17 protein-coding genes are annotated in these 19,908 nt (G+C 68.3%); 11 read left to right on the forward strand and 6 right to left on the reverse strand.

What is annotated here, in order from left to right:
• The first annotated feature begins 144 nt into the window (after nucleotides 1-144).
• From L2U69_RS18800 to glpX, 4 genes are read left to right on the forward strand one after another with little or no spacing between them, the layout of a single operon-like run.
• On the forward strand, nucleotides 145-1,776 hold the full coding sequence (locus L2U69_RS18800) for an OmpA family protein (protein ID WP_236108668.1): 1,632 nt from the start codon (nucleotides 145-147) through the stop codon (nucleotides 1,774-1,776).
• Between the two features lie 52 nt (nucleotides 1,777-1,828).
• Nucleotides 1,829-3,061 (forward strand): LL-diaminopimelate aminotransferase, encoded by a 1,233-nt coding sequence (locus L2U69_RS18805; protein ID WP_236108669.1) that lies wholly within the window; start codon nucleotides 1,829-1,831, stop codon nucleotides 3,059-3,061.
• A complete protein-coding gene (locus L2U69_RS18810; protein ID WP_236108670.1) occupies nucleotides 3,058-4,362 on the forward strand; it encodes a homoserine dehydrogenase in 1,305 nt (434 codons plus the stop codon). Before L2U69_RS18805 ends, L2U69_RS18810 begins: the two co-directional genes overlap by 4 nt.
• 59 nt (nucleotides 4,363-4,421) lie before the next feature.
• Nucleotides 4,422-5,414: a class II fructose-bisphosphatase gene (gene glpX, locus L2U69_RS18815; RefSeq protein WP_236108671.1), complete on the forward strand. Its 993-nt coding sequence runs from the start codon at nucleotides 4,422-4,424 to the stop codon at nucleotides 5,412-5,414.
• Between the two features lie 67 nt (nucleotides 5,415-5,481).
• Here the strand turns inward: glpX and L2U69_RS18820 are convergent, their stop codons facing one another.
• Nucleotides 5,482-6,741, reverse strand: a complete 1,260-nt coding sequence (locus L2U69_RS18820; RefSeq protein WP_236108672.1) for a TIGR03862 family flavoprotein — start codon at nucleotides 6,739-6,741, stop codon at nucleotides 5,482-5,484.
• Between the two features lie 252 nt (nucleotides 6,742-6,993).
• Here L2U69_RS18820 and L2U69_RS18825 point away from each other — a divergent pair, with 252 nt between their 5' ends.
• The 3 genes from L2U69_RS18825 (at nucleotide 6,994) to L2U69_RS18835 (ending at nucleotide 8,726) form a co-directional block, all read left to right on the forward strand.
• On the forward strand, nucleotides 6,994-7,203 hold the full coding sequence (locus L2U69_RS18825; RefSeq protein WP_236108673.1) for a Flp family type IVb pilin: 210 nt from the start codon (nucleotides 6,994-6,996) through the stop codon (nucleotides 7,201-7,203).
• An 84-nt stretch (nucleotides 7,204-7,287) separates the two neighbouring features.
• A complete protein-coding gene (locus L2U69_RS18830; protein ID WP_236108674.1) occupies nucleotides 7,288-7,497 on the forward strand; it encodes a Flp family type IVb pilin in 210 nt (69 codons plus the stop codon).
• A gap of 107 nt (nucleotides 7,498-7,604) precedes the next feature.
• A complete protein-coding gene (locus L2U69_RS18835) occupies nucleotides 7,605-8,726 on the forward strand; it encodes a hypothetical protein (RefSeq protein WP_236108675.1) in 1,122 nt (373 codons plus the stop codon).
• A 9-nt stretch (nucleotides 8,727-8,735) separates the two neighbouring features.
• Here L2U69_RS18835 and L2U69_RS18840 read toward each other — a convergent pair whose 3' ends face one another.
• Nucleotides 8,736-9,767 (reverse strand): hypothetical protein, encoded by a 1,032-nt coding sequence (locus L2U69_RS18840; RefSeq protein WP_236108676.1) that lies wholly within the window; start codon nucleotides 9,765-9,767, stop codon nucleotides 8,736-8,738.
• 175 nt (nucleotides 9,768-9,942) lie between these two features.
• On the opposite strand from L2U69_RS18840, the gene L2U69_RS18845 reads away from it, so the two are divergent.
• Nucleotides 9,943-11,373, forward strand: a complete 1,431-nt coding sequence (locus tag L2U69_RS18845; protein ID WP_236108677.1) for an aldehyde dehydrogenase family protein — start codon at nucleotides 9,943-9,945, stop codon at nucleotides 11,371-11,373.
• Between the two features lie 97 nt (nucleotides 11,374-11,470).
• Nucleotides 11,471-12,028: a cytochrome b gene (locus L2U69_RS18850; protein ID WP_236108678.1), complete on the forward strand. Its 558-nt coding sequence runs from the start codon at nucleotides 11,471-11,473 to the stop codon at nucleotides 12,026-12,028.
• On the opposite strand, the gene L2U69_RS18855 is transcribed toward L2U69_RS18850, so the two are convergent.
• From L2U69_RS18855 to L2U69_RS18865, 3 genes are all read right to left on the reverse strand, one after another.
• Nucleotides 12,000-12,692 (reverse strand): class I SAM-dependent methyltransferase, encoded by a 693-nt coding sequence (locus L2U69_RS18855; RefSeq protein WP_236108679.1) that lies wholly within the window; start codon nucleotides 12,690-12,692, stop codon nucleotides 12,000-12,002. The genes L2U69_RS18850 and L2U69_RS18855 overlap by 29 nt on opposite strands.
• 95 nt (nucleotides 12,693-12,787) lie before the next feature.
• Complete coding sequence (locus tag L2U69_RS18860; protein WP_236106406.1) at nucleotides 12,788-13,033, reverse strand: hypothetical protein; 246 nt, start codon at nucleotides 13,031-13,033, stop codon at nucleotides 12,788-12,790.
• Nucleotides 13,034-13,179: 146 nt separating this feature from the next.
• Nucleotides 13,180-13,425, reverse strand: coding sequence for a hypothetical protein (locus tag L2U69_RS18865; protein ID WP_236108680.1), 246 nt, complete (start codon nucleotides 13,423-13,425; stop codon nucleotides 13,180-13,182).
• 652 nt (nucleotides 13,426-14,077) lie between these two features.
• On the opposite strand from L2U69_RS18865, the gene L2U69_RS18870 reads away from it, so the two are divergent.
• Both L2U69_RS18870 and pap read left to right on the forward strand, forming a co-directional pair.
• Entirely contained in the window at nucleotides 14,078-17,401 is a 3,324-nt protein-coding gene (locus L2U69_RS18870) for a hypothetical protein (protein WP_236108681.1), read from the forward strand.
• Between the two features lie 119 nt (nucleotides 17,402-17,520).
• Nucleotides 17,521-19,032: a polyphosphate:AMP phosphotransferase gene (pap, locus tag L2U69_RS18875; RefSeq protein WP_236108682.1), complete on the forward strand. Its 1,512-nt coding sequence runs from the start codon at nucleotides 17,521-17,523 to the stop codon at nucleotides 19,030-19,032.
• Between the two features lie 39 nt (nucleotides 19,033-19,071).
• On the opposite strand, the gene L2U69_RS18880 is transcribed toward pap, so the two are convergent.
• On the reverse strand, nucleotides 19,072-19,563 hold the full coding sequence (locus L2U69_RS18880; RefSeq protein ID WP_236108683.1) for a hypothetical protein: 492 nt from the start codon (nucleotides 19,561-19,563) through the stop codon (nucleotides 19,072-19,074).
• Nucleotides 19,564-19,908 lie beyond the last annotated feature (345 nt).

The following is a 19,908-nucleotide window of genomic DNA, read 5'->3' on the forward strand; positions in this document are numbered from 1 at the left end:
GGACATGCGGAAGACCCGATGGTGTTCCGGTGTGGGGTTTCCTCTCGCGGCGGAGTATAAGTACTTCGTGTTATGGGTTAAAGTCGACGTCCGTATGATGTCGTGCGGTCCTTGCGGGACCGGTGTTTGGTCGAGGTTCGGGCAATGGTCTCCAGTGTCGACAAGGGCGGGGAAAAAGGGGCGCGTTTCGTGCCGACCCTCGTCGTCGCGGTTTGTGTCGCGTCGGCTACGCTGGGGGCCGTGATGGCCGCGGGTTCCCTCGGTGTCGCGCAGGAGGCGTCGGCCGAGGGCAATACGCCCGCCGATACGATCGATCCGGATGCCGTGCGCCGGCCCGCCACCATCGAGGAAAGCTTCCCCAGCCTGTCGGCGGTGCCGAGCCGGCCGGTGCCCTCCGTCGACGTGCTGGAACGTTCCGCGATCACCAGCAGCCTGGTCAGCGACCGTCAGAACGCCCAATACACCAGCCAGGCCCTTCGCGGCGGCGAGGAGGCGGCGGCCCCGCCGCCCCGCAGCCTGCCGCCCGTGGCCGGCGAGATTCGCGATCCGAACGAGGAACGCCGCCGCATGGCGGAGGAGAGCGGCGTGACCGCCTTCGGTTCCTATTCCCGTCGCGCCGACGGCGCCCAGGTGCCGCCGCCGCTGCCCGTCCGGCCGGAGGCCCAGTCCTATGCCGGACGCGCGCCCGTGGTCGACGACGGCCGCGGCTTGGCGTCGACCGTGCCCGGCGCCGTCGCCCGCCCGGAAGGAACGGCGACCGCGTCGGTCGCGCCCGAGGCGCCCGAAACCATCGATCCCGCCGCGCCGCGCGGTGATTCGGTCCGTCCGCTCCGCGTGCCGACCGCCGTCGCCAGCCTGCCGGTGCCGGAGGGCCAGGAGCAGCGCCAGATGGCGGCCGGCCCGCAGCCGCGCGTGATCGCCTCCATCGACCCGAGCCGCGCGCCGGTGCCGTCGCCGGCCTCGGTCGCCGCCGCGCGCGGCGTTTCGCCGTCGCCGGCCCTCGTGGCCGATGCCTCGGTCGGCAGCCGCTATGCGCCGTCGTCGGCATCGCCCGCCCTGCTGCCGGCGCCCGGTTCCGCGCCGGCGCCGGGGTCCGTGCAGGCCAGCGGCCTCGACACGATCACCCCGGGCGGCAGCATCGAACTGCAATTGCCGGTCGAGGTCGCGCCGGGCGTCATCGTCGCCTCCGTCTACCAGAGCCAGCTGGCCGAAACCCGGCGCCCGACCTCGGTGCCCGTCTCCATGCCGCAGTTCGAGGTGTCGTCGGCGCCGGCCCTGCCGGTCACCGGCATCGCCATGACGCCCGCCATGCAGGCCGCCCTCGGCGGCCGCGCCCCGGCCCCGGCGCCGGTCCGTCTCGATGCGCCCGCCGATCCCGGCCGGCGCGCCGCGGCGCCCGCCCGCCCGGCCCGAGCTACCACCGCCGCCGCCTCGGTTCGACCGGCCGCGAGCGGTGGCACGACGATCGGTTTTGCCGCGGGGTCCATCGACCTTTCGCCGGCGGCGCGCGAATCCATCCGTCAGATGGCCGGCGCGCTGCAATCCGGCGCGGCGCAGGTGCGGATCGTCGGCTATGCCCGTTCCAACGGGGATGCCGGCGACTCGGTCGGGGCCTTCGGGCTCTCGATCGATCGGGCGAACGCCGTTGCTTCCGCCTTGATGGCGGCGGGCGTGCCCCCGAGGGCCGTGAAGGTGGAGGCGATCGTCGCCGACGCCGGCGCGGCCGCCCAGCGCAGTCGCGGCATCGGGCCGGAAGCGGTCGTCTTCATCGAGTAGCTGCTCGTCACATCAACATTTCACCCTCCATCGAGGGACATTGGATCGGATCATGGATCCCGAATTTCATCGCATCCGGCGGTTGCCGCCCTACGTCTTCGAACAGGTCAACAGTCTCAAGGCCAAGGCCCGCGCCCGCGGCGAGGACATCATCGACTTCGGCATGGGCAATCCCGATCTGCCGACCCCGAAACACATCGTCGACAAGCTGGTCGAGACCGTCGCGGACCCGCGCACCCACCGTTACTCGGTCTCGCGCGGGATTCCGGGCCTGCGCCGCGCTCAGGCCGCCTATTACGCCCGGCGCTTCGGTGTCGATCTGGATCCCGATCGCGAGGTGATCGCGACCCTCGGTTCCAAGGAGGGGCTCGCCAATCTGGCGCAGGCGATCACGGCGCCGGGCGACACCATCCTGGTGCCCAACCCGTCTTATCCGATCCATCCCTATGGCTTCATCATCGCCGGCGCCGCCATCCGCTCGCTGCCGCCGGTCGGCCCCGGCGGGGATTTCCTCGGCGTGCTCGAACGCGCGACACGCCATTCGGTGCCCATGCCGACCGCGATCGTGCTGAATTATCCGTCGAATCCGACGGCCGAGGTGGTCGACCTCGACTTCTACGGCCCGATCGTCGAATTCTGCCGGGCCAAGGGCATCTACATCCTGTCGGATCTCGCCTATTCCGAGATCTATTTCGACCCGGCGAAGCCGCCGCCGTCGATCCTGCAGGTGCCCGGCGCGCGCGAGATCGCGGTCGAATTCACCTCGATGTCCAAGACCTATTCGATGCCGGGCTGGCGCATCGGCTTCGCGGTCGGCAACCAGAAGCTCATTCAGGCGCTCGGCCGGATGAAGTCCTATCTGGATTACGGCGCCTTCACGCCGATCCAGGTGGCCGCCGCCGCCGCCCTGAACGGTCCGCAGGACTGCGTCGACGAGGCCCGCCAGATCTACAAGTCGCGCCGCGACGTGCTGATCCCCGGCCTCCTGGATGCCGGGTGGAAGGTGCCGTCGCCGCCGGCCACCATGTTCGCCTGGGCGCCTATCCCCGAGGCCTTCGCCCATCTCGGCAGCCTGGAATTCTCCAAGCGCCTGCTGACCGAGGCCAAGGTGGCGGTCGCGCCCGGTCTCGGCTTCGGCGAATACGGCGACACCCACGTCAGGATCGCCCTGGTGGAGAATGAGCACCGCATCCGCCAGGCGGTCCGCAACATCAAACGGTTCCTCGCGTCGGCCGATCCGGCGCAACCGAAGGAAGCCCTTTCGGCGAAGAAGGTCGTGGCGTGACGAAACCCCTGCGTCTTGGTATCGCCGGCCTGGGCACGGTCGGCGGCGGTCTCGTCCGCCTGCTTTCCGCCCATGCGGGCCGTCTCGCGCTCCGCACCGGGCGTCCGTTCGAAATCGCCGCCGTCTCGGCCCGGGATCCCGGCCGGGATCGCGGGCTCGGCAATGCGCTCGGCGGCGCCACCTTCCACGGCGATGCCGTGGCGCTGGCGCGCGATCCGGGGATCGACGTCTTCGTCGAACTGATCGGCGGCGAGAGCGTGGCGCGCGACGCGGTCGAGGCGGCGCTGGCGGCGGGCAAGCCCGTCGTCACCGCCAACAAGGCGCTGCTCGCCCATCATGGTCTCGATCTTGCCCGCAAGGCCGAGGCGGCGGGTGTCGGCATCAACTTCGAAGCCGCCATCGCCGGCGGCATCCCGATCGTGAAAGCCTTGCGTGAAGGCCTCGCGGGGAATCGCATCGATGCCGTCTACGGCATCCTGAACGGCACCTCCAACTACATCCTGACCAGCATGGAGGAGACCGGCGCGTCGTTCGAGGACGCGCTGGCAGAAGCCCAGCGCCTCGGCTACGCCGAAGCGGATCCCAGCTTCGATGTCGACGGCGTCGATGCCGCCCACAAGCTCGCGCTCCTCGCCAGCCTCGCCTTCGGGGTCGCGGTCGATTTCGACCGTCTGCATGTCGAGGGCATTCGCCGGGTCTCGGCGCTCGACATCGCCTTCGCCCGCGAACTCGGCTTCCGTATCAAGCTGGTCGGTATCGCCAAGGCGACGGCGGAAGGGCTAGACGTCCGGGTGCATCCGGTCATGGTGCCGGCGGGCAGCGCGCTCGCCCATGTCGACGGCGTCTTCAACGGCGTCGTCGTCGAGGGCGACCAGGTCGGCCAGATGGCGTTCGAGGGCCGGGGCGCCGGTGCCGGGCCCACGGCTTCCGCCGTGATGGCCGACATCGTCGACGTCGCGCTCGGCCTGCATCTGCCGCTCTACGGCGTGCCGTCGCCGGCCCTCGGAACGGCCGATGTGATCCCCGTCACATCGCGCGTCGGGCCGTCCTACCTCCGGCTTTCGGTCGTTGATCGCCCGGGCGTGATCGCCGACATTGCCGCGATCCTGCGGGACGAGAAGGTTTCGATCGAATCGCTGCTCCAGCGTGGTCGTGCCCCCGGCGAGGGCGTGCCGGTGGTGATCGTCACACACGAGTCGCGGGAAGAGGCTATGGCACGGGCACTCGCCCGCATCGACGCATTGGAGTCGGTGCTGGAGCAGCCGACCATGATCCGGATTGAAGAGATAAGGCGCGCCTGACCCCTGGTACAACCGACCCTTGGGGGTCAGGCGCGGGTTCATTCGAAGGAAAGAGAGACATGCCGACCAAGAAGACCAAGGCCGAAGGCAATACGGCGGCAGCCTATGACGATCGCGCCCTCGTCCTCGAACTCGTCCGCGTCGGCGAGGCGGCGGCGATCGCGGCGGCCAAGCTGGCCGGCCGGGGCAACGAGAAGGCGGCGGACCAGGCGGCGGTCGACGCCATGCGCACCGCGCTGAACCAGATGGCCATCAAGGGCACCGTCGTCATCGGCGAGGGCGAGCGCGACGAGGCGCCGATGCTCTACATCGGCGAGGAAGTGGGCACCGGCAAGGGGCCGGAAGTCGACATCGCCCTCGACCCCCTGGAAGGCACCACCCTGACCGCCAAGGCCTGGCCGAATGCGCTGGCGGTCGTGGCGCTGGCCAAGCGCGGCAATTTCCTGCATGCGCCCGACGTCTACATGGAGAAGATCGCGATCGGCGGCGGCTTTGCCCCCGGCCTGGTCGACATCGACCGCGACCCCGTGGACAATCTGAAGGCCGTCGCGGACGCCAAGGGCGTGCCGGTCGAACGGGTGACCGCCTGCATCCTGGACCGCCCGCGCCATGCCGAACTGATCGCCAAGGTGCGCGGCGCCGGCGCCCGCATCAATCTGATCCCGGACGGCGACGTCGCCGGCGTCATCGCGACGGCGGAGCCGGAAACCGGCATCGACATCTATTTCGGTTCGGGCGGCGCGCCGGAAGGCGTGCTGGCGGCGGCGGCGCTGCGCGCCATCGGTGGCCAGATGCAGGGCCGCCTGCTGTTCCGCAACGATGAGGAAAGGGCCCGCGCCCTCAAGGCCGGCATCACCGATCTGAACCGCAAGTACGATCTCGAGGAACTGGCCAGCGGCGACGTCATCTTCGTCGCGACCGGCGTCACCAGCGGTTCCATGCTCCAGGGCGTGAAGATCACCCCCCAGGGCATCACCACCGAGACCATCGTGATGCGCTCCAAATCCGGCTCGGTGCGCTGGATCAAGACCCGCCACGGCGCCGGCAAGTAAGGCGCTACCGGCTGGCGCCCCGGCGCGCCAGCCGATCCGCCGCGCCCAGCTAGTCCGTCGTGCCCAGCTAGTCCGTCGTGCCCAGCCAGTCCGCCGCGCCACGGCCGGCGGCGCGGCCGAGCGCCAGGCAGGCGGTGAGCAGATAGCCGCCGGTGGGCGCATCCCAATCCACCATTTCGCCCGCGCAGAAGACGCCCGGCAGGGCCTTCAGCATCCAGCCGTCGTCCAGCGCATCGAGGGCGATGCCGCCGGTGGTCGAGATCGCTTCCGCCAGCGGGCGCGGGCGTTCGAGGGGCAGGGGCAGGGCCTTGATGCGCTGCGCGATCGCCGCCGTCTCTTCGAGATCCCCCGGCCCGGCGCCTTCCCGCAGCAGGCCGGCCCGCACCCCGTCCAGACCGAGCGTGCGGCGCAGGTGGTCGGTCAGGGTATGGCGTCCGCGCGGCCGGGCCAGCGCCGCCGCGATCTCGTCCTCGTCCCGCGCCGGCATCAGGTCGAGGGTCAGGGCGGCCCGTTCCCCGGCGGCCATGCGGGCGGCGATTTCGGCCGACAGGGGATAGATCGCGCCACCCTCGATACCGCTTTCGGTGACGACGAATTCGCCGCGCAGCCGCCGTCCGCCCCAGGCGACGGCGACCGGCTTCACCGGCTGGCCGGCGAAGCGGTTCTTGAAGACCGGGCTCCAGGCGACGTCGAAGCCGCAGTTGGACGGCCCGAAAGGTACCGTCGCCACCCCCGCCGCCCCGAGGGGTGTCCGCCAGGCGCCGTCGCTGCCGAGCTTCGGCCAGCTCGCGCCGCCAAGCGCAAGGACGAGGGCAGGGGGCTTCGGGACCGTGACCCGCACCCCTTCCGGCCCCGTGAAGCGGAGGCCGCCGTCCGCCCCGAAGCCGGTCCAGCGGTGGCGCACCCGGATCGTCAGGCCCTTGGCGCGCAGCCGGTGCAGCCAGGCCCGCAACAGGGGGGCGGCCTTGAAGCCGGTCGGAAACACCCGCCCGGACGAGCCGACGAAAGTCTCGACCCCGAGTTGGGCGGCGAAGGCGCGGACCGCCGTCCCGTCGAAATCGCGAATCGCCGCTTCCAGGCGCGGGCGGGCGGCCCCGTAACGTTCGAGCAGATCGTCCAGCGGCGCCGCATGGGTGAGGTTCAGCCCGCTCTTGCCCGCCATCAGGAACTTCCGCCCCAGCGACGGCATGGCATCGAACAGGATGACGCCATGGCCGGCATCCAGCAGGACCTCGGCCGCCATCAGACCGGCCGGTCCGCCGCCGATGATCATGGCCTCGGCCGGTGCGGTCGGCCCGGCTTCATCCGATTTCGCGCCGTTCGGCATTCGCTGAGTCGGGACCTCTCGAAAGATGGCTTCGACCGCGATCTATCATCTGGCGCGTCCGTTCGCGACCGTCTTTGCCGACAAGATGCGAACCGAAGTCGGTTTTTTTTGCCCAGCCGGCGCACGGCAACGGCCCGTTAACAATTGGCGACGATACTCTCCTCAGCGCCGGGCAGTTGATTGGCGCTGCCGATGTGATACCAGTTTTCCGGGACGAACTTATGTTCGACGTCCTGATTTAGGAGAAATGCAATGCTTCGCAACATGATCGCCTCGGTGCGTGAATCCGGTGAACGCGGTGCCACGGCCATCGAATACGCCCTGATCGCCGCCCTCATCGCCGTGGCCGCCATCGTCGCCATGCAGACGGTCGGGACCGAACTCACGAACACCTTCACGGAGGTTTCCGACACGCTTGCCGGCGACGAAGCCGCGACGCCGACGCCGTCTCCCACCCCGTAACGCGCGCGTCCAGACGTAGTTCTGATTTCAGCGGATCCCGGCATCGGGTCTTCTCGATGCCGGGCGATTGCCGGGGAAATGCTGATGTCGATGAAGGGGATTGCGCCCGGCGATGGCGGGCGCAAATGTGAGACGCTGTCCCTGTTCCACGACGCCCGAGCGGAGCGCGGTGTGACGGTGATAGAATATGCCGCCATTGCCGGCCTGATATCGATCGCCGCCGCAGGGGTACTCTATGTGATCGGCGGCGATCTTTCCGCAGCCTATGAAGGCTTTGCCGCCGCCTTTCCCTAAAGCCCCAGTTATGGTTCCGTCGGCGGTGCGACCGGACACTGGACCCGACCGTGACGAGAGCATCTTGACCGTCAGGTAAGCTTGGAGACCGGAAAGGCGAAATCATCATGACCGACACCAGCCTGTCCGCGACGATGGGGCGAACCCGGGCTCATCTTTTCAGTCCGACCGTGGACTTTCTTTGTCTCGGCGGTGGCGGAATCGTCGTCATGGCAGCGATCGCCTTGATGCTGCCGGGGGCGGCGGATATTGCCACGGTGGCCGCGGTCAGTCTTGTGGTCGCGAATTTCGTCAATCATCCCCATTTCGCCCATTCCTATCAAATCTTCTACCGAGGATTCGGGCGTCGCCTGTGCGATTCCTCGCTTCCGACGGTATTGCGCTTGCGCTATGGCTTTGCCGGCATCGTGGTGCCCATTCTGATCGCAGCCTATATGGCCGCGACCATCCTGAGCGGTGACGCGCTGGCCCTCGGTTATGCGCTGAACTTCATGGGGTTCGTCGTTGGCTGGCACTATGTAAAGCAGGGCTTCGGGATCGCCATGGTCGATGCCGCCATGGCAAGGCGCTATTACGCGCCGGGAACACGTCGCGCCATGCTGGTGAACGGATACGCCGGCTGGATTTATGCTTGGCTCGCGGTCAATCGCGCAGTCGCCGCACATGATCTCTGGGGCATCAAGAATGCCGCCTTTGCGCTGGGAGACACGGTGGCCGTAGTGGCTGGCGCGATCTTTGCCGCGACTTCGGCCTTCGTACTATTGCGTTTGGCGGGCGACCGCTGGCGCCATGGTCGGCATTTTGCGGTAAATGGCCTGATCGCCTATTTCGTCTCTCTTTATGCTTGGGTCGTTTTTGTCCGAATCGATCCGATTTTCATTTATGTCGTGCCGGCAATGCATTCACTGCAATATCTGACAGTGGTCTGGCGTTTCGAGGCCAATCGGGAGAGAGCGAAGGCCGGGACGGCTGCGCAGCGCCAAGCACCGGGCAACGGCCCGCGCGCGCGGCTTGCCGCATTTGGCTTCATGGGCCTGGTATTGGGGGCCGTTGGCTTCTGGGTTCTTCCTCTGACGTTGGACATGGCTGTCCCTTACGACCATGCCATCTTCGGAACCCATCTTTTCCTTTTTGCCTTCTGGATCTTCATTAACGTCCACCACTACTTCATGGACAATGTGATCTGGCGCCGAGAGAATCCAGAAGCGAAGGCCTTCCTCTTTTCCTGACGGCGATGCTTAGTCCAGCGTGATCACCTGGACCGAGCGTGCCGGCTGCGCGCCCGGGGGCAGAGGGATCGTTTCAGCGGGATCGCTCGTTTCTCCCTCATTCATCGCGTCTTTGGCCGAAGCACCAACATCGATTGCGCCCGCTGGCGCATTGGGGGAGGCCGTTTCGACGTTCGCCGGTTCGGTCGCCGCCGATTCGGTCGCAGGCGGCTCTGTGCCGGCCATATCGCCATCGCTCACCATGTCGTCGGCGGCTTCGGGCGGTGTGGGCGGCACTTCGGTGCCGTCCGCGCGGATGATCTTGATCGAGCGGGCGGGCTGCGCGCCTGGCGGTGGGGGCGTCGGCGCCGCGGGCATGATCTCGGCGCCGTCGGTCGGGGGCGCGATTTCGACCACTTCGGGGACCGGGGCGGCGCTGGGCGGCGGCGGTTCCAGGAGCATGGGGCCGTCGGCCGGCTCCGGAATCGGCGCAGGCGGGGCTGCTGCTGCCGCATCCTCGCTGGCGTCGTAGATCACGGTCGCATGGGCGGCGGGGTCCGCGTCGTCCATGGGATTCGGTGCGGCCGCCGTTTCGGGGGCGGGCGCTTCGGGAGAGGACGGCGGTTCCGGGGTCATGGGCGTGGACGCCGTCGCGTCGAAGATGGTGGTGGCGCCGGCGGCCGGATCGTCGTCGGGCCTTTCGGGCGGCGGCGCGGTCGTGGCGATCGAGGGCGGCACGGCTTCCGCTCCATCGTCCGTGGTCGCGTCGCGAATGACGATCGAGCCGGTCGCCGCCGGCATCGGCGGGCGTGGCACGGGGGGCGTGGCGGTCGCGGGGGGCGTGGCGGTCGCGGCGGGGGCCGTACCCTCGTCTGCATAGACCTCGGGGAAGAGGCTGCGTTTCGACAGGCGATCGCGAACGTTCGAGCAGGCGGCGACGGATGCGCTCACGCAGAGGGTCAGGATGACGAAAGTGGTTGTCGTCCGCATGGGCCTCGCTCCGATCGTGGCATCGTCCGCATTCCTGCGCCCTTGGGTGGAACAGCGGCGGCCCAGCGTCAAGGGCCGAGGCGACAATCTGTCATTATATTGGTTCCGAAATGGTGCGGTGCGAAGCCGAATGGCGCCGCGACACCATGGCGGACATGCCGCGCCGAGGGCTCGACGGCGGCAATGGAACGCCCTAACGTCTTCGCGCCAAAGAAAACCCGAGCCATTCGGCCAGGAGGAGAGCGTCATGAGGGAGTATCTGCGTTTCTACATCGACGGCGCCTGGGTGGACCCGGTCGAGCCGAAGAGCATCGACGTCATCAACCCCGCGACCGAGGAAGCCTTCGCCCGCATCTCGCTGGGCTCGGCGGCCGATGTGGACAAGGCCGTGAAGGCGGCGAAGGCGGCGTTCGAGAGCTATTCTCTGACCACGCGGGAAGAGCGCATCGACCTGCTGCAGCGGATCCTGACCGCCTATCAGGCGCGCTACGGCGATTTCGTCGAGGCGATTTCGACCGAAATGGGCGCGCCGCTGTTCCTTTCCAAGGCGGCCCAGGCCGCGACCGGCGTCGCCCATCTGGCCAAGATGATCGAGATCCTGAAGGAATTCCCGTTCCAGGAGTTGCGCGGCACCACGGCGATCAGCAAGGAGCCGGTGGGCGTCTGCGGTTTCATCACGCCCTGGAACTGGCCGATCAACCAGATCGTCTGCAAGGTCGCGCCGGCGCTGGCGGCGGGCTGCACCATGGTGCTGAAACCGTCCGAGATCGCGCCGGTCAACGCCATGATCCTGGCCGAGGTCATGCATGAGGCGGGCGTGCCGGCCGGCGTATTCAACTTGGTGAACGGCGATGGCATGGGCGTCGGCCAGCCGCTGTCGGCGCATCCCGACGTCGACATGGTGTCCTTCACCGGCTCGACCCGGGCCGGCGTCGCGGTCGCCAAGGCGGCGGCCGACACGGTGAAGCGCGTGCATCAGGAACTGGGCGGCAAATCCGCCAACATCATTCTGCGCGACGCCGACCTGAAGGCGGCCGTGACCGGCGGCGTGCGCGGCGTGATGGGCAATTCGGGCCAGTCCTGTAACGCACCGACCCGCATGTTCGTGCCCCGCGAAGCCCAGGACGAGGCGGCGGCGATCGCCAGGGCGGTCGCGGAGAAGATCAAGGTCGGCAATCCCTTCGAGGACGGCGTGACCATGGGGCCCGTCGTCTCGGACGTCCATTTCGCCAAGATCCAGGGCCTCATCGCCAAGGGGATCGAGGAGGGGGCGACCCTGGTCACAGGCGGCCCCGGCCTGCCGGAAGGCATGAACAAGGGCTATTTCGTGCGCCCGACCGTCTTCGCCAACGTCACCAACGACATGACCATCGCGCGCGAGGAGATCTTCGGCCCGGTGCTGGCGATCCTGCCCTACGACAGCGAGGACGACGCCATCGCCATGGCCAACGACACGGTCTACGGCCTGTCGGGCTATGTCCAGTCCGGCGATCTCGACCATGCCCGCAAGGTGGCGGCCCGGCTGCGTACCGGCAATGTCCATCTGAACGGCGCCGGGCCCGATTTCGCTGCGCCCTTCGGCGGCTTCAAGCAGTCGGGCAACGGCCGCGAATGGGGCGAGTTCGGCCTCGAGGAATTCCTCGAGATCAAGGCCGTGCTCGGCTGGGAAGCCGCCTGATTCGGCTGTCTCCCCGACGGGGCAAATTGTGCTCGTCTCCCGCTTCGATCGGCCCTTATCATGCAGGCGCCGTATTGGGGATGGGAGGCGGGTGCAGATGGCGACGTCGAGGGCGTGGAAACGACGGGAGTATTCCGCCGTCGCCAAGCTCCTGCATTGGGTGATGGCGGGGGTCGTGATCGCGGCCTGGACCTTCGGCCTTCTGCAGGACGACATGCCCGCCGGTCCGGAGCGTCTGGCCCTGATCGATACCCACAAGGCGATCGGCAGCACGGTCATCGTGCTGGTCGCGTTGCGCATCCTGTGGCGCCTGTTCAATCCCGCGCCGCCCCTGCCGGGCACGATGGCGCCCTGGCTGCAGGGCGCCGCCATGGTCGGCCACCTCGTCCTCTACCTGTTGATGGTGGCGATGCCGATGTCGGGATGGCTGATCAGCTCCGCCTTCGGCTATCCGGTGATGCTGGCGGGCTTGGTGGAACTGCCCAGCCTTCTCGCCGACAAGGATCCGGAACTGGGCCGGACCGCGGCCGAGGCCCATGGCCTGATGGCCTGGATCCTGGCGGCGGCGGTGCTGGGCCATGTCGCCATGGCCCTCAAGCATCATTTCATCGATCGCGACGACATTCTCACGCGGATGATGCCCCGGGTGCGTTGACCGCGCCGTCGAAACACCAGACGGCGGTATTCTTTATCTCCATGTCCTCGAGGGCGCGCGAGACCGGCACCTGATATTCGGCGAGGCGCCGCAGGCGCCGGCGCGGCAGATAGGAACGGCCCGGGTCGCCGATCAGCACCAGACGGCCGGCGTCGGCGAGCGCGGCCAGCCATCCGGTGACGCGCGTCGCCATCGGGCTCTCGTAGCAGACGTCGCCGGCGAGCACGACATCGGCGTCAAGATCAAGGCGTCCGACCAGGTCGCCCGCCGTGACCTCGATCGTCACCTCGTTGAGTGCCGCGTTCATGGCGATGGCGGTCAGCGCGAAGTCGTCGATCTCGTTGGCGGCGACATGGGTGGCGCCGGCCAGGGCGGCGGCGATCGCGACGATGCCGGACCCGGCCGCGAAATCGAGCACCCGCCTGCCGCGAACCAGTTCCGGGTTGTCGAGCAGATAGCGGGCCAATGCCTGGCCGCCGGCCCAGGCGAAGGCCCAGAACGGCGGCGGCAGGCCCATGCGGCCCAATTCATCTTCCGTGCGCTGCCAGAGGTCCATGGCCTCCGTCGCCAGATGGAGCCGGACCTCGGGCGCGTGGGGCGGCGTCACGATCTCCGTATTGCCGGCGATGAAACGGTGGCGGTCGGCGATGGGCGAATCGGACATGGCGGCGCCGGATCGAGGGAGGGAAGGGGAGGCGAGAGGCGAAACGACGAAGAGCCCGACCGAAGGCCGGGCTCTTCATGCGCGTTTGAAGGCGATCAGGCGCGGAAGAGGCCGCCGCAGGAGCCGCAGACGACGTTGACGTAGTAATTGGTGTCGAGGCCGACGGTCCAGCCGACGTGGCCGCACCAGGGGCACTGGGTATAGCCGTTGTAGCGGGCCTGGCCCTCGGTCGCGTCCTGGGGCGGCTTGGCCAGCAGGATGCCGAGCTTCGACTTGTCGATGGAGGCGGCATCCGCCTCGTCGATCTTGGTGCCGCGCTTGATGGTCAGTTCTTCGCTCATTCCGATTCTCCGTTAGGGGGTCTGCAGGGTCCGGGCCCGCCGGCCGCTTCCTCTCGACCTCGGCCGAGAGGATAGCGGTCGGCGCGCTGCCAGCACAATGGAGTCGATCGCCTTCAAGGCGGGAGCTTCTGCCGGATGTCGCGGGATTAGGCGCGGAAGAGGCCGCCGCAGGAGCCGCAGACGACGTTGACGTAGTAATTGGTGTCGAGGCCGACGGTCCAGCCGACATGGCCGCACCAGGGGCACTGGGTATAGCCGTTGTAGCGAGCCTGGCCCTCGGTCGCGTCCTGGGGCGGCTTGGCCAGCAGGATGCCGAGCTTCGACTTGTCGATGGAGGCGGCATCCGCCTCGTCGATCTTGGTGCCGCGCTTGATGGTCAGTTCGTTGGTCATCGTGGTTCTCCGAAAAAGGCGTGGTGTTCTGGACCGACGGTCGTCGGCCTGTGGATTCCTTGGTCACTGACTGTCCGAAGATTACGGGCGCGACGTCCGCCCGGCAGTGAGGCAGGTCACAATCCCTGCGACGTTAAGCGTGACGGGAGTCACATTTTGGCCACTGGCCGCCGCCGCATCCGTCCGGCCGCGAATTCTCCGCGCTTTTCACGGATTCGAACTGTTCCCGAAGTATGGTTAAGAAGAAAAGCGAGCCGGTCCCGGCAGGGAAAGAATTTCCCGGTCGGATTGGTTGGGTTTCGGGAATAAAACGCCATTCAACCAAATTGGTGGAAGCCCGGGCAGGTAGTTTCGATTTCGGCGGCGTTCGTGGTCGATATGAGTGCGGCGACCACACACAATGCATTTCGAAACGCCACTTGGGTCATGTGGGGTGCCGTCGCGTTCATTTCGGCGCTTGAGCCCAGAAAGAATGCAAATACCCCTGATTTGGTGAATTGATCACTCGATTTGGGGGTAGCTGATTTTGACGATCCGGGTGGCTTGGGGCACTGCAAAGGCAAGGGGCACCCTAAGAGTGCTGGCGAGGCGGAAGATCATGAGAAACGGACAGCGCGTACCTTCGACCACGACCAATAACAACCGTCTGAGGATGATCCTGTCCTCGACGGCGCTGGTCTCAACATTGGCTGTGGCCGCCTGGGGCTCGGCCCAGGAAGCTGTGCCGGTCACCGGTGATCAGTTCGGTTACGATGCCTACGGCTCATCGGCCGTGGACGGCGTCAGCGGCAAGTTCGACTTGTTCGGCGGCGGCGACGACAACGGCACCCTCTATGGCGGCTCGGCCAGCATCGCGGTGCCGATGGGGCGGAATTTCGGCTTCCAGGTCGATGCGATTGCCGGTGTCGTGGCGGACGAGCGGGGCTTTGCCGGCGGTGCCGCGCAACTCTTCTACCGCGATCCGAGCGCCGGGATGATCGGTGTGGCCGCCGGCGGTTACTACGTCGAAGGCCTGAAGCAATATGCGACCTCCGCGATTGCCGAATATTATCTCGACAATGTGACGCTCGAGGCACTGGGTGGCTATCAGTGGGGCGACGTCAACGACGAATCGTTCTACGGCCGCGTCGGCGCCTCGCTCTATGTGAACCCGGACTTCCGTCTGGGCGCCGGTGTCGCCTATGACGAAGAGACCGGCTGGGGCGGCGATGTCGGCGCCGAAGCCTATATCGCGGATGTCCCGGGCCTCGCGCTCTATGCGAACGCCTATTTCGACGAGGACAACGTCACCGGTGTCGGCGGCCTGCGCTTCTATCTGACGCCGGCGACCACGCTGGTTTCCAGCGACCGCACCAAGCAGGCCGGCGGGCCCTCGCTCATGGAACTGCAGCGCAACGGCGCGATGCGCAGCAACTTCTTCATGCTGACCGGTTCGGGCTTCGGCCTGCGCCAGATCAGCCTCGCCGGCGGCGGCCAGCTTCCGGGCGGCGGTGGCACCGGCGGTAACGGTGGCAACGGCGGTAACGGCGGCGGTGGCGGCGGCGGCGGCGGCGGTGGCGGTGGCGGCGGCGGTGATGGTGACGGCACCAACGGCCTGGTCGACACCGTTCAGGACGTGCTCGACCAGGCGCTGGACGGCACCCCGCTCGAGCCCGTGACCGATGTCGTCGATCAGCTCGTCGATCCGGAAGACGGCGCCCTCGGTCCGCTGACCGGTCCGCTGAACGACGCGAGCGACAGCAACAACGACGGTCCGCTGGCGCCGGTCAACGATATCGTCGATGCGCTCGCCGGCGAGGACGGCTCCAGCCTCGACGGCGTGGTCGACGGTGTTCAGGACCTGCTCAGCCAGAATGCGGACAGCAGCGACTATGACGGCGGCCTGATCGACCTGGTGCAGGATGTGGCGGGCAACGCCATCGGCGGCACCGCGCTTCAGCCCCTGGTCGATGGCGTCGACATGCTGGTCGATCCCGAGACCGGCGCGCTCGCGCCGCTGACGGGTCCGCTCAACGACGCGACCGACGTTCCGTCCAATGGGCCGGGCGCGGCCCTGACCGAGATCGTCGAGGCCCTGGCGGGTCCGGATGACAGTCTCCTTGGGTCGACCACGGACGGCATTCAGGATCTGGCGAGCCAGGACGCGAACAGCGGCGGTACCGACAACGGCCTGATCGACGAGGTTCAGGACGTGGTGACCGATCTGGTCACCGGCACACCGCTGGAGCCGCTGGCGGGCGCTGTCGACATGCTGGCCGATCCGGCCACCGGCGCCCTCGCGCCGCTGACCGGTCCGCTGAACGATGCGACCAGCGTTGCGGCGAACGGCCCGCTGGCCGCGGTCACGGAAATCGTGGACGGCCTCGCCGGTCCGGAAAACGGCGAACTGGCGCCGGTGGTGGATGCCGCGAACGATCTGCTCACGGTCGACGGCTTCGGCGCGGTGCCGGGTCTGCCGGGCGAAGGCGGCGACAATCCGCTGGAAGGCGTGCCGGTGCTGGGTGATCTGGTCGGCGCCCTGACGGATCTCGGCGGCGGCGGCGTGCCGGGCCTGCCGACCGACGGGAGCAATCCGCTGGAAGGCGTGCCGGTACTTGGTGACCTGGCCGGTGCCCTGACCGACCTTGGCGGCGGCTTGCCGGGCGGCGGCGATGCCTATGAGGCCGGCGTCATCTCCGAGGTGCAGGATCTCGTGGGCGGGCTGCTGGGCGGGACCCCGCTCGAGCCGGTGCAGAGCCTCGTCGATACTCTGGTCGATCCGACTACGGGGGCTCTCGCTCCGCTGACCGGCCAGCTCGAGGCTGCGACGGCGGCCGATGGACCGCTGGCTCCGGTGACCCAGCTCGTCGACGCCCTGGCGGGTCCGGAGAACGGTGCCCTCGACCCTGTGATCGAAGGTCTGAACAGCGCGCTCAGCGGCGACTTCGACAGTCTGCCGGGCCTGCCGACGGGTGGCGACAACCCGCTGGCCGACGTCCCGGTGCTGGGCGATCTGGTCGGCACGCTGACGGACCTCGGCGCTGGTGGCCTGCCGACGGGCGGCGACAATCCGCTGGCCGACGTCCCGGTGCTGGGCGATCTGGTCGGGGCGCTGACGGATCTCGGCGCGGGTGGCCTGCCGACGGGCGGGGACAATCCGCTGGCCGACGTTCCGGTGCTGGGCGATCTGGTCGGGGCGCTGACGGACCTCGGCGCGGGCGGCCTGCCGACGGGCGGGGACAACCCGCTGGCCGACGTTCCGGTGCTGGGCGATCTGGTCGGGGCGCTGACGGACCTCGGCGCGGGTGGCCTGCCGACGGGCGGCGACAATCCGCTGGCCGACGTTCCGGTGCTGGGCGATCTGGTCGGCACGCTGACGGATCTCGGCGCTGGCGGCCTGCCGACGGGCGGTGACAATCCGCTGGCCGATGTTCCGGTGCTGGGCGATCTGGTCGGCACGCTGACCGGTCTTGCCGGTGGTTTGCCGGGCGCGACCGGTGGTGCCGATGTCGGCACGGTCGATGTCGTGCAGTCGGTGGTCGGCTCCCTGCTGGGCGATACCCCGCTCGGTGTGGTGGCCGACGGTGTCGACACGCTGGTCGATCCGGTGACCGGCGCCCTGGCGCCGCTGACCGGTCCGCTGAACGATGTCACCGGCGTCGTGAGCGGCCCGCTGGGGCCGGTCACCGAACTGCTGACGGCAGTGGCCGGCCCGGATACCGGGGCGCTGGCTCCGGTGCTGGATACCGTGGGGAGCCTGCTGTCGGGCGATGTCGGCGGCCTCGCCGACCTGGGTGGCGGCGACCTGCCGCTGACCAGCCTCGGCGACCTCGGCGCGCTGACCGGCCTGCTGGCCGGCGCCACCGCCGGCGGCGCGCCCGATGCCTCGGCCCTGAGCGACATCCCGCTGCTCGGCGATCTGATCGCCACGCTGACGGGCAGCTTCGATCCGGCCAACAACCCCCTCGGCGCGCTGACCGGCCTGCTGCCGGCCTGATCCGCCAATCCCGCATGAAGAAGGGCCGTGCCGCTGGCGCGGCCCTTTTTCGTTTCGCCGGTTGCATCCGCGGGCTCCCTGTTGAAGGCTTCACAGCCTCATGACGATCAGGAGATGCCATGTTCGAGAGCGCCGAAATCGGCAACAGCCTGCCGCGCGAGGCCTATGAGCGGGAGATGCCGCGCCTGCGCACCCGCCTGATCGAACTGCAGACCCAGCTTCTCGAACGCCGCGCGACCGAAGTGCTGATCGTCGTCGGCGGTCTCGTCGGCGCCGGCCGCAGCGAAACGGCACGCCTGATCGGCGAATTGTTCGATCCCCGCCATGTCGAGGTGGTGCCGGATCTGCCCCCCAACGACGAGGAAGCCAGCCGCCCGCCCATGTGGCGCTATTGGCGGCAATTGCCGGCCAAGGGCCGAATCGGCGTGTTCTTCTATGGCTGGTACGCCGGGGCGCTGGGCGAACGCATCGGCAAGCGCTGCGATCTCGCCCATTTCGACGCCCGCCTCGAGGGGATCAAGCGCTTCGAGCAGATGACGGTGGACGAGGGGGCGCTGGTCATCAAATTCTGGTTCCATCTCAGCCGCAAGAGTCAGCGCCGGCGCCTGGAGGAATTGGCGGCCGATCCCGAGACGGCCTGGCGCGTGACCAAGGAGGATTGGGCCCATGCCAAATCCTATCGCCGAATCCGCAACGTGGCCGAACGCATGGTGCGCGAAACCTCCACCGGGGCGGCGCCCTGGTTCGTGATCGAGGGCGAGGACCGCCATTACCGCGAGATCGCCGTGGCCCGCACCCTGGTCGACGAAATCTCCCGCGTGATCGCGGCGCAGGACGAGGCCGCCCACGCCCGCCGCCGGCGGCGCAATGGCGCCAAGACCGCGCGCCTGTCGCCGCCGCCGGTCGCGACCCTCGGCACCACCGACGTGCTCAGCGCCCTCGATCTCTCGCTGTCGCTGTCGAGCAAGGATTACGACGACGAATTGCCCCGCTGGCAGGGCCGTCTCGCCGAACTCTCGCGCGAGAAGAAACTGCGCAAGCGCGGCATCGTCGTGGCCTTCGAAGGGTATGACGCCGCCGGCAAGGGCGGCGCGATCCGGCGCGTGGCGGCGGCCCTGGACCCGCGCTTCTACCGCATCATTCCCGTCGGCGCCCCGACCGACGAGGAACGGTCCCATCCCTATCTCTGGCGGTTCTGGCGCCATGTCCCGCAGCAGGGGCGCATGGCGATCTTCGATCGCACCTGGTACGGGCGGGTGCTGGTGGAGCGGGTGGAAAACCTGCTGGCGGAGGCGGATTGGCGCCGCGCCTACGCCGAGATCAACGAATTCGAACAGGAACTGGTCGAGAACGGCCTGATCATCGTGAAATTCTTCCTCGTGGTCTCGCCCGGGGAACAGTTGAAGCGGTTCCGCGCCCGGGAGAAAGTGCCGTTCAAGCGCTACAAGATCACGCCGGACGATTGGCACAACCGGGAAAAGCGCAAGGACTACGACACCGCCATCATCGAGATGGTGCAGCGGACCTCGTCCGAACTCGCGCCCTGGACCCTGGTCGAGGCCGAGAACAAGCGATTCGCCCGCATCAAGGTGCTGAAGACCCTAGTCGAGACCATGGAGGCGGCACTCTGACCGGACACCCCGCCAGGCGGGGGCCCGGGCGATCGACGATCAGCGCGCGGCCATGCGGCTTTCGGGCAGGCCGAAATCGTCGGCGGCGAGAGCGCGGCAGGCGACGGCCATTTCCGAGGCGCTGGCCGGATTGACCTGGAACAGGCGCGACGACAGGCCCTTGCGGACCCGTTCCGACAGCGCCGCCACGGTCTCGGCCGAGGCATCGGCCATGCCGCCCTCGCGCAACCCCTCGATCAACAGGCGGTCGGCCCGGGCGGCGGTCGCGGTCAGGGCGGGCGCCAGATCCTCGTAGGCGACGGCGGCGCTGCGCCGGCTGGGGCTCCAGGGCATGGCCGGGGTGGTCGCGGCCACCGCCGCCTCGCGGCACAGCAGATGGGCGGCGCCGGTCTCGATCTTGTCGTTGACGGCGGCGAGGCCGAAGAGGGCCGCCTGCGACTTGAAGAGGCTGGCCGGATCGGCCGCCCCGGCGGTGGCCGTCATGCCGAGAAAGCCGGCGACGGCGAGAACGGTCACGGGTTTAAGCAACATGATACACCTCACGAGCACAGGGGTTCATTGTGCGCCAGCGAGATGAAATCCCGCACTGCAATGTGAGCAAGGCTCATCTGCAGTGCGGGGGATGCGGATAGACCCTGCGTTCCCCTCACCCCCAACCCCTCTCCCCGAGCGGGGCGAGGGGCTTTCAACGCTCTCCCTCGCCCCCCGGAGGGGGAGAGGGTTGGTGTTAGGGGGGAGGCCCCTACCTGTTCTGTCGGTTGTCGATGAGGTCTGTGACGACGGAGGGATCGGCGAGGGTGGAGGTGTCGCCGAGGGCGCCGAACTCGTTCTCGGCGATCTTGCGGAGGATGCGGCGCATGATCTTGCCGGATCGGG

Origin of the sequence: Zavarzinia marina, from assembly GCF_021568905.1 — a bacterium.
GTDB lineage: Bacteria > Pseudomonadota > Alphaproteobacteria > Zavarziniales > Zavarziniaceae > Zavarzinia > Zavarzinia marina.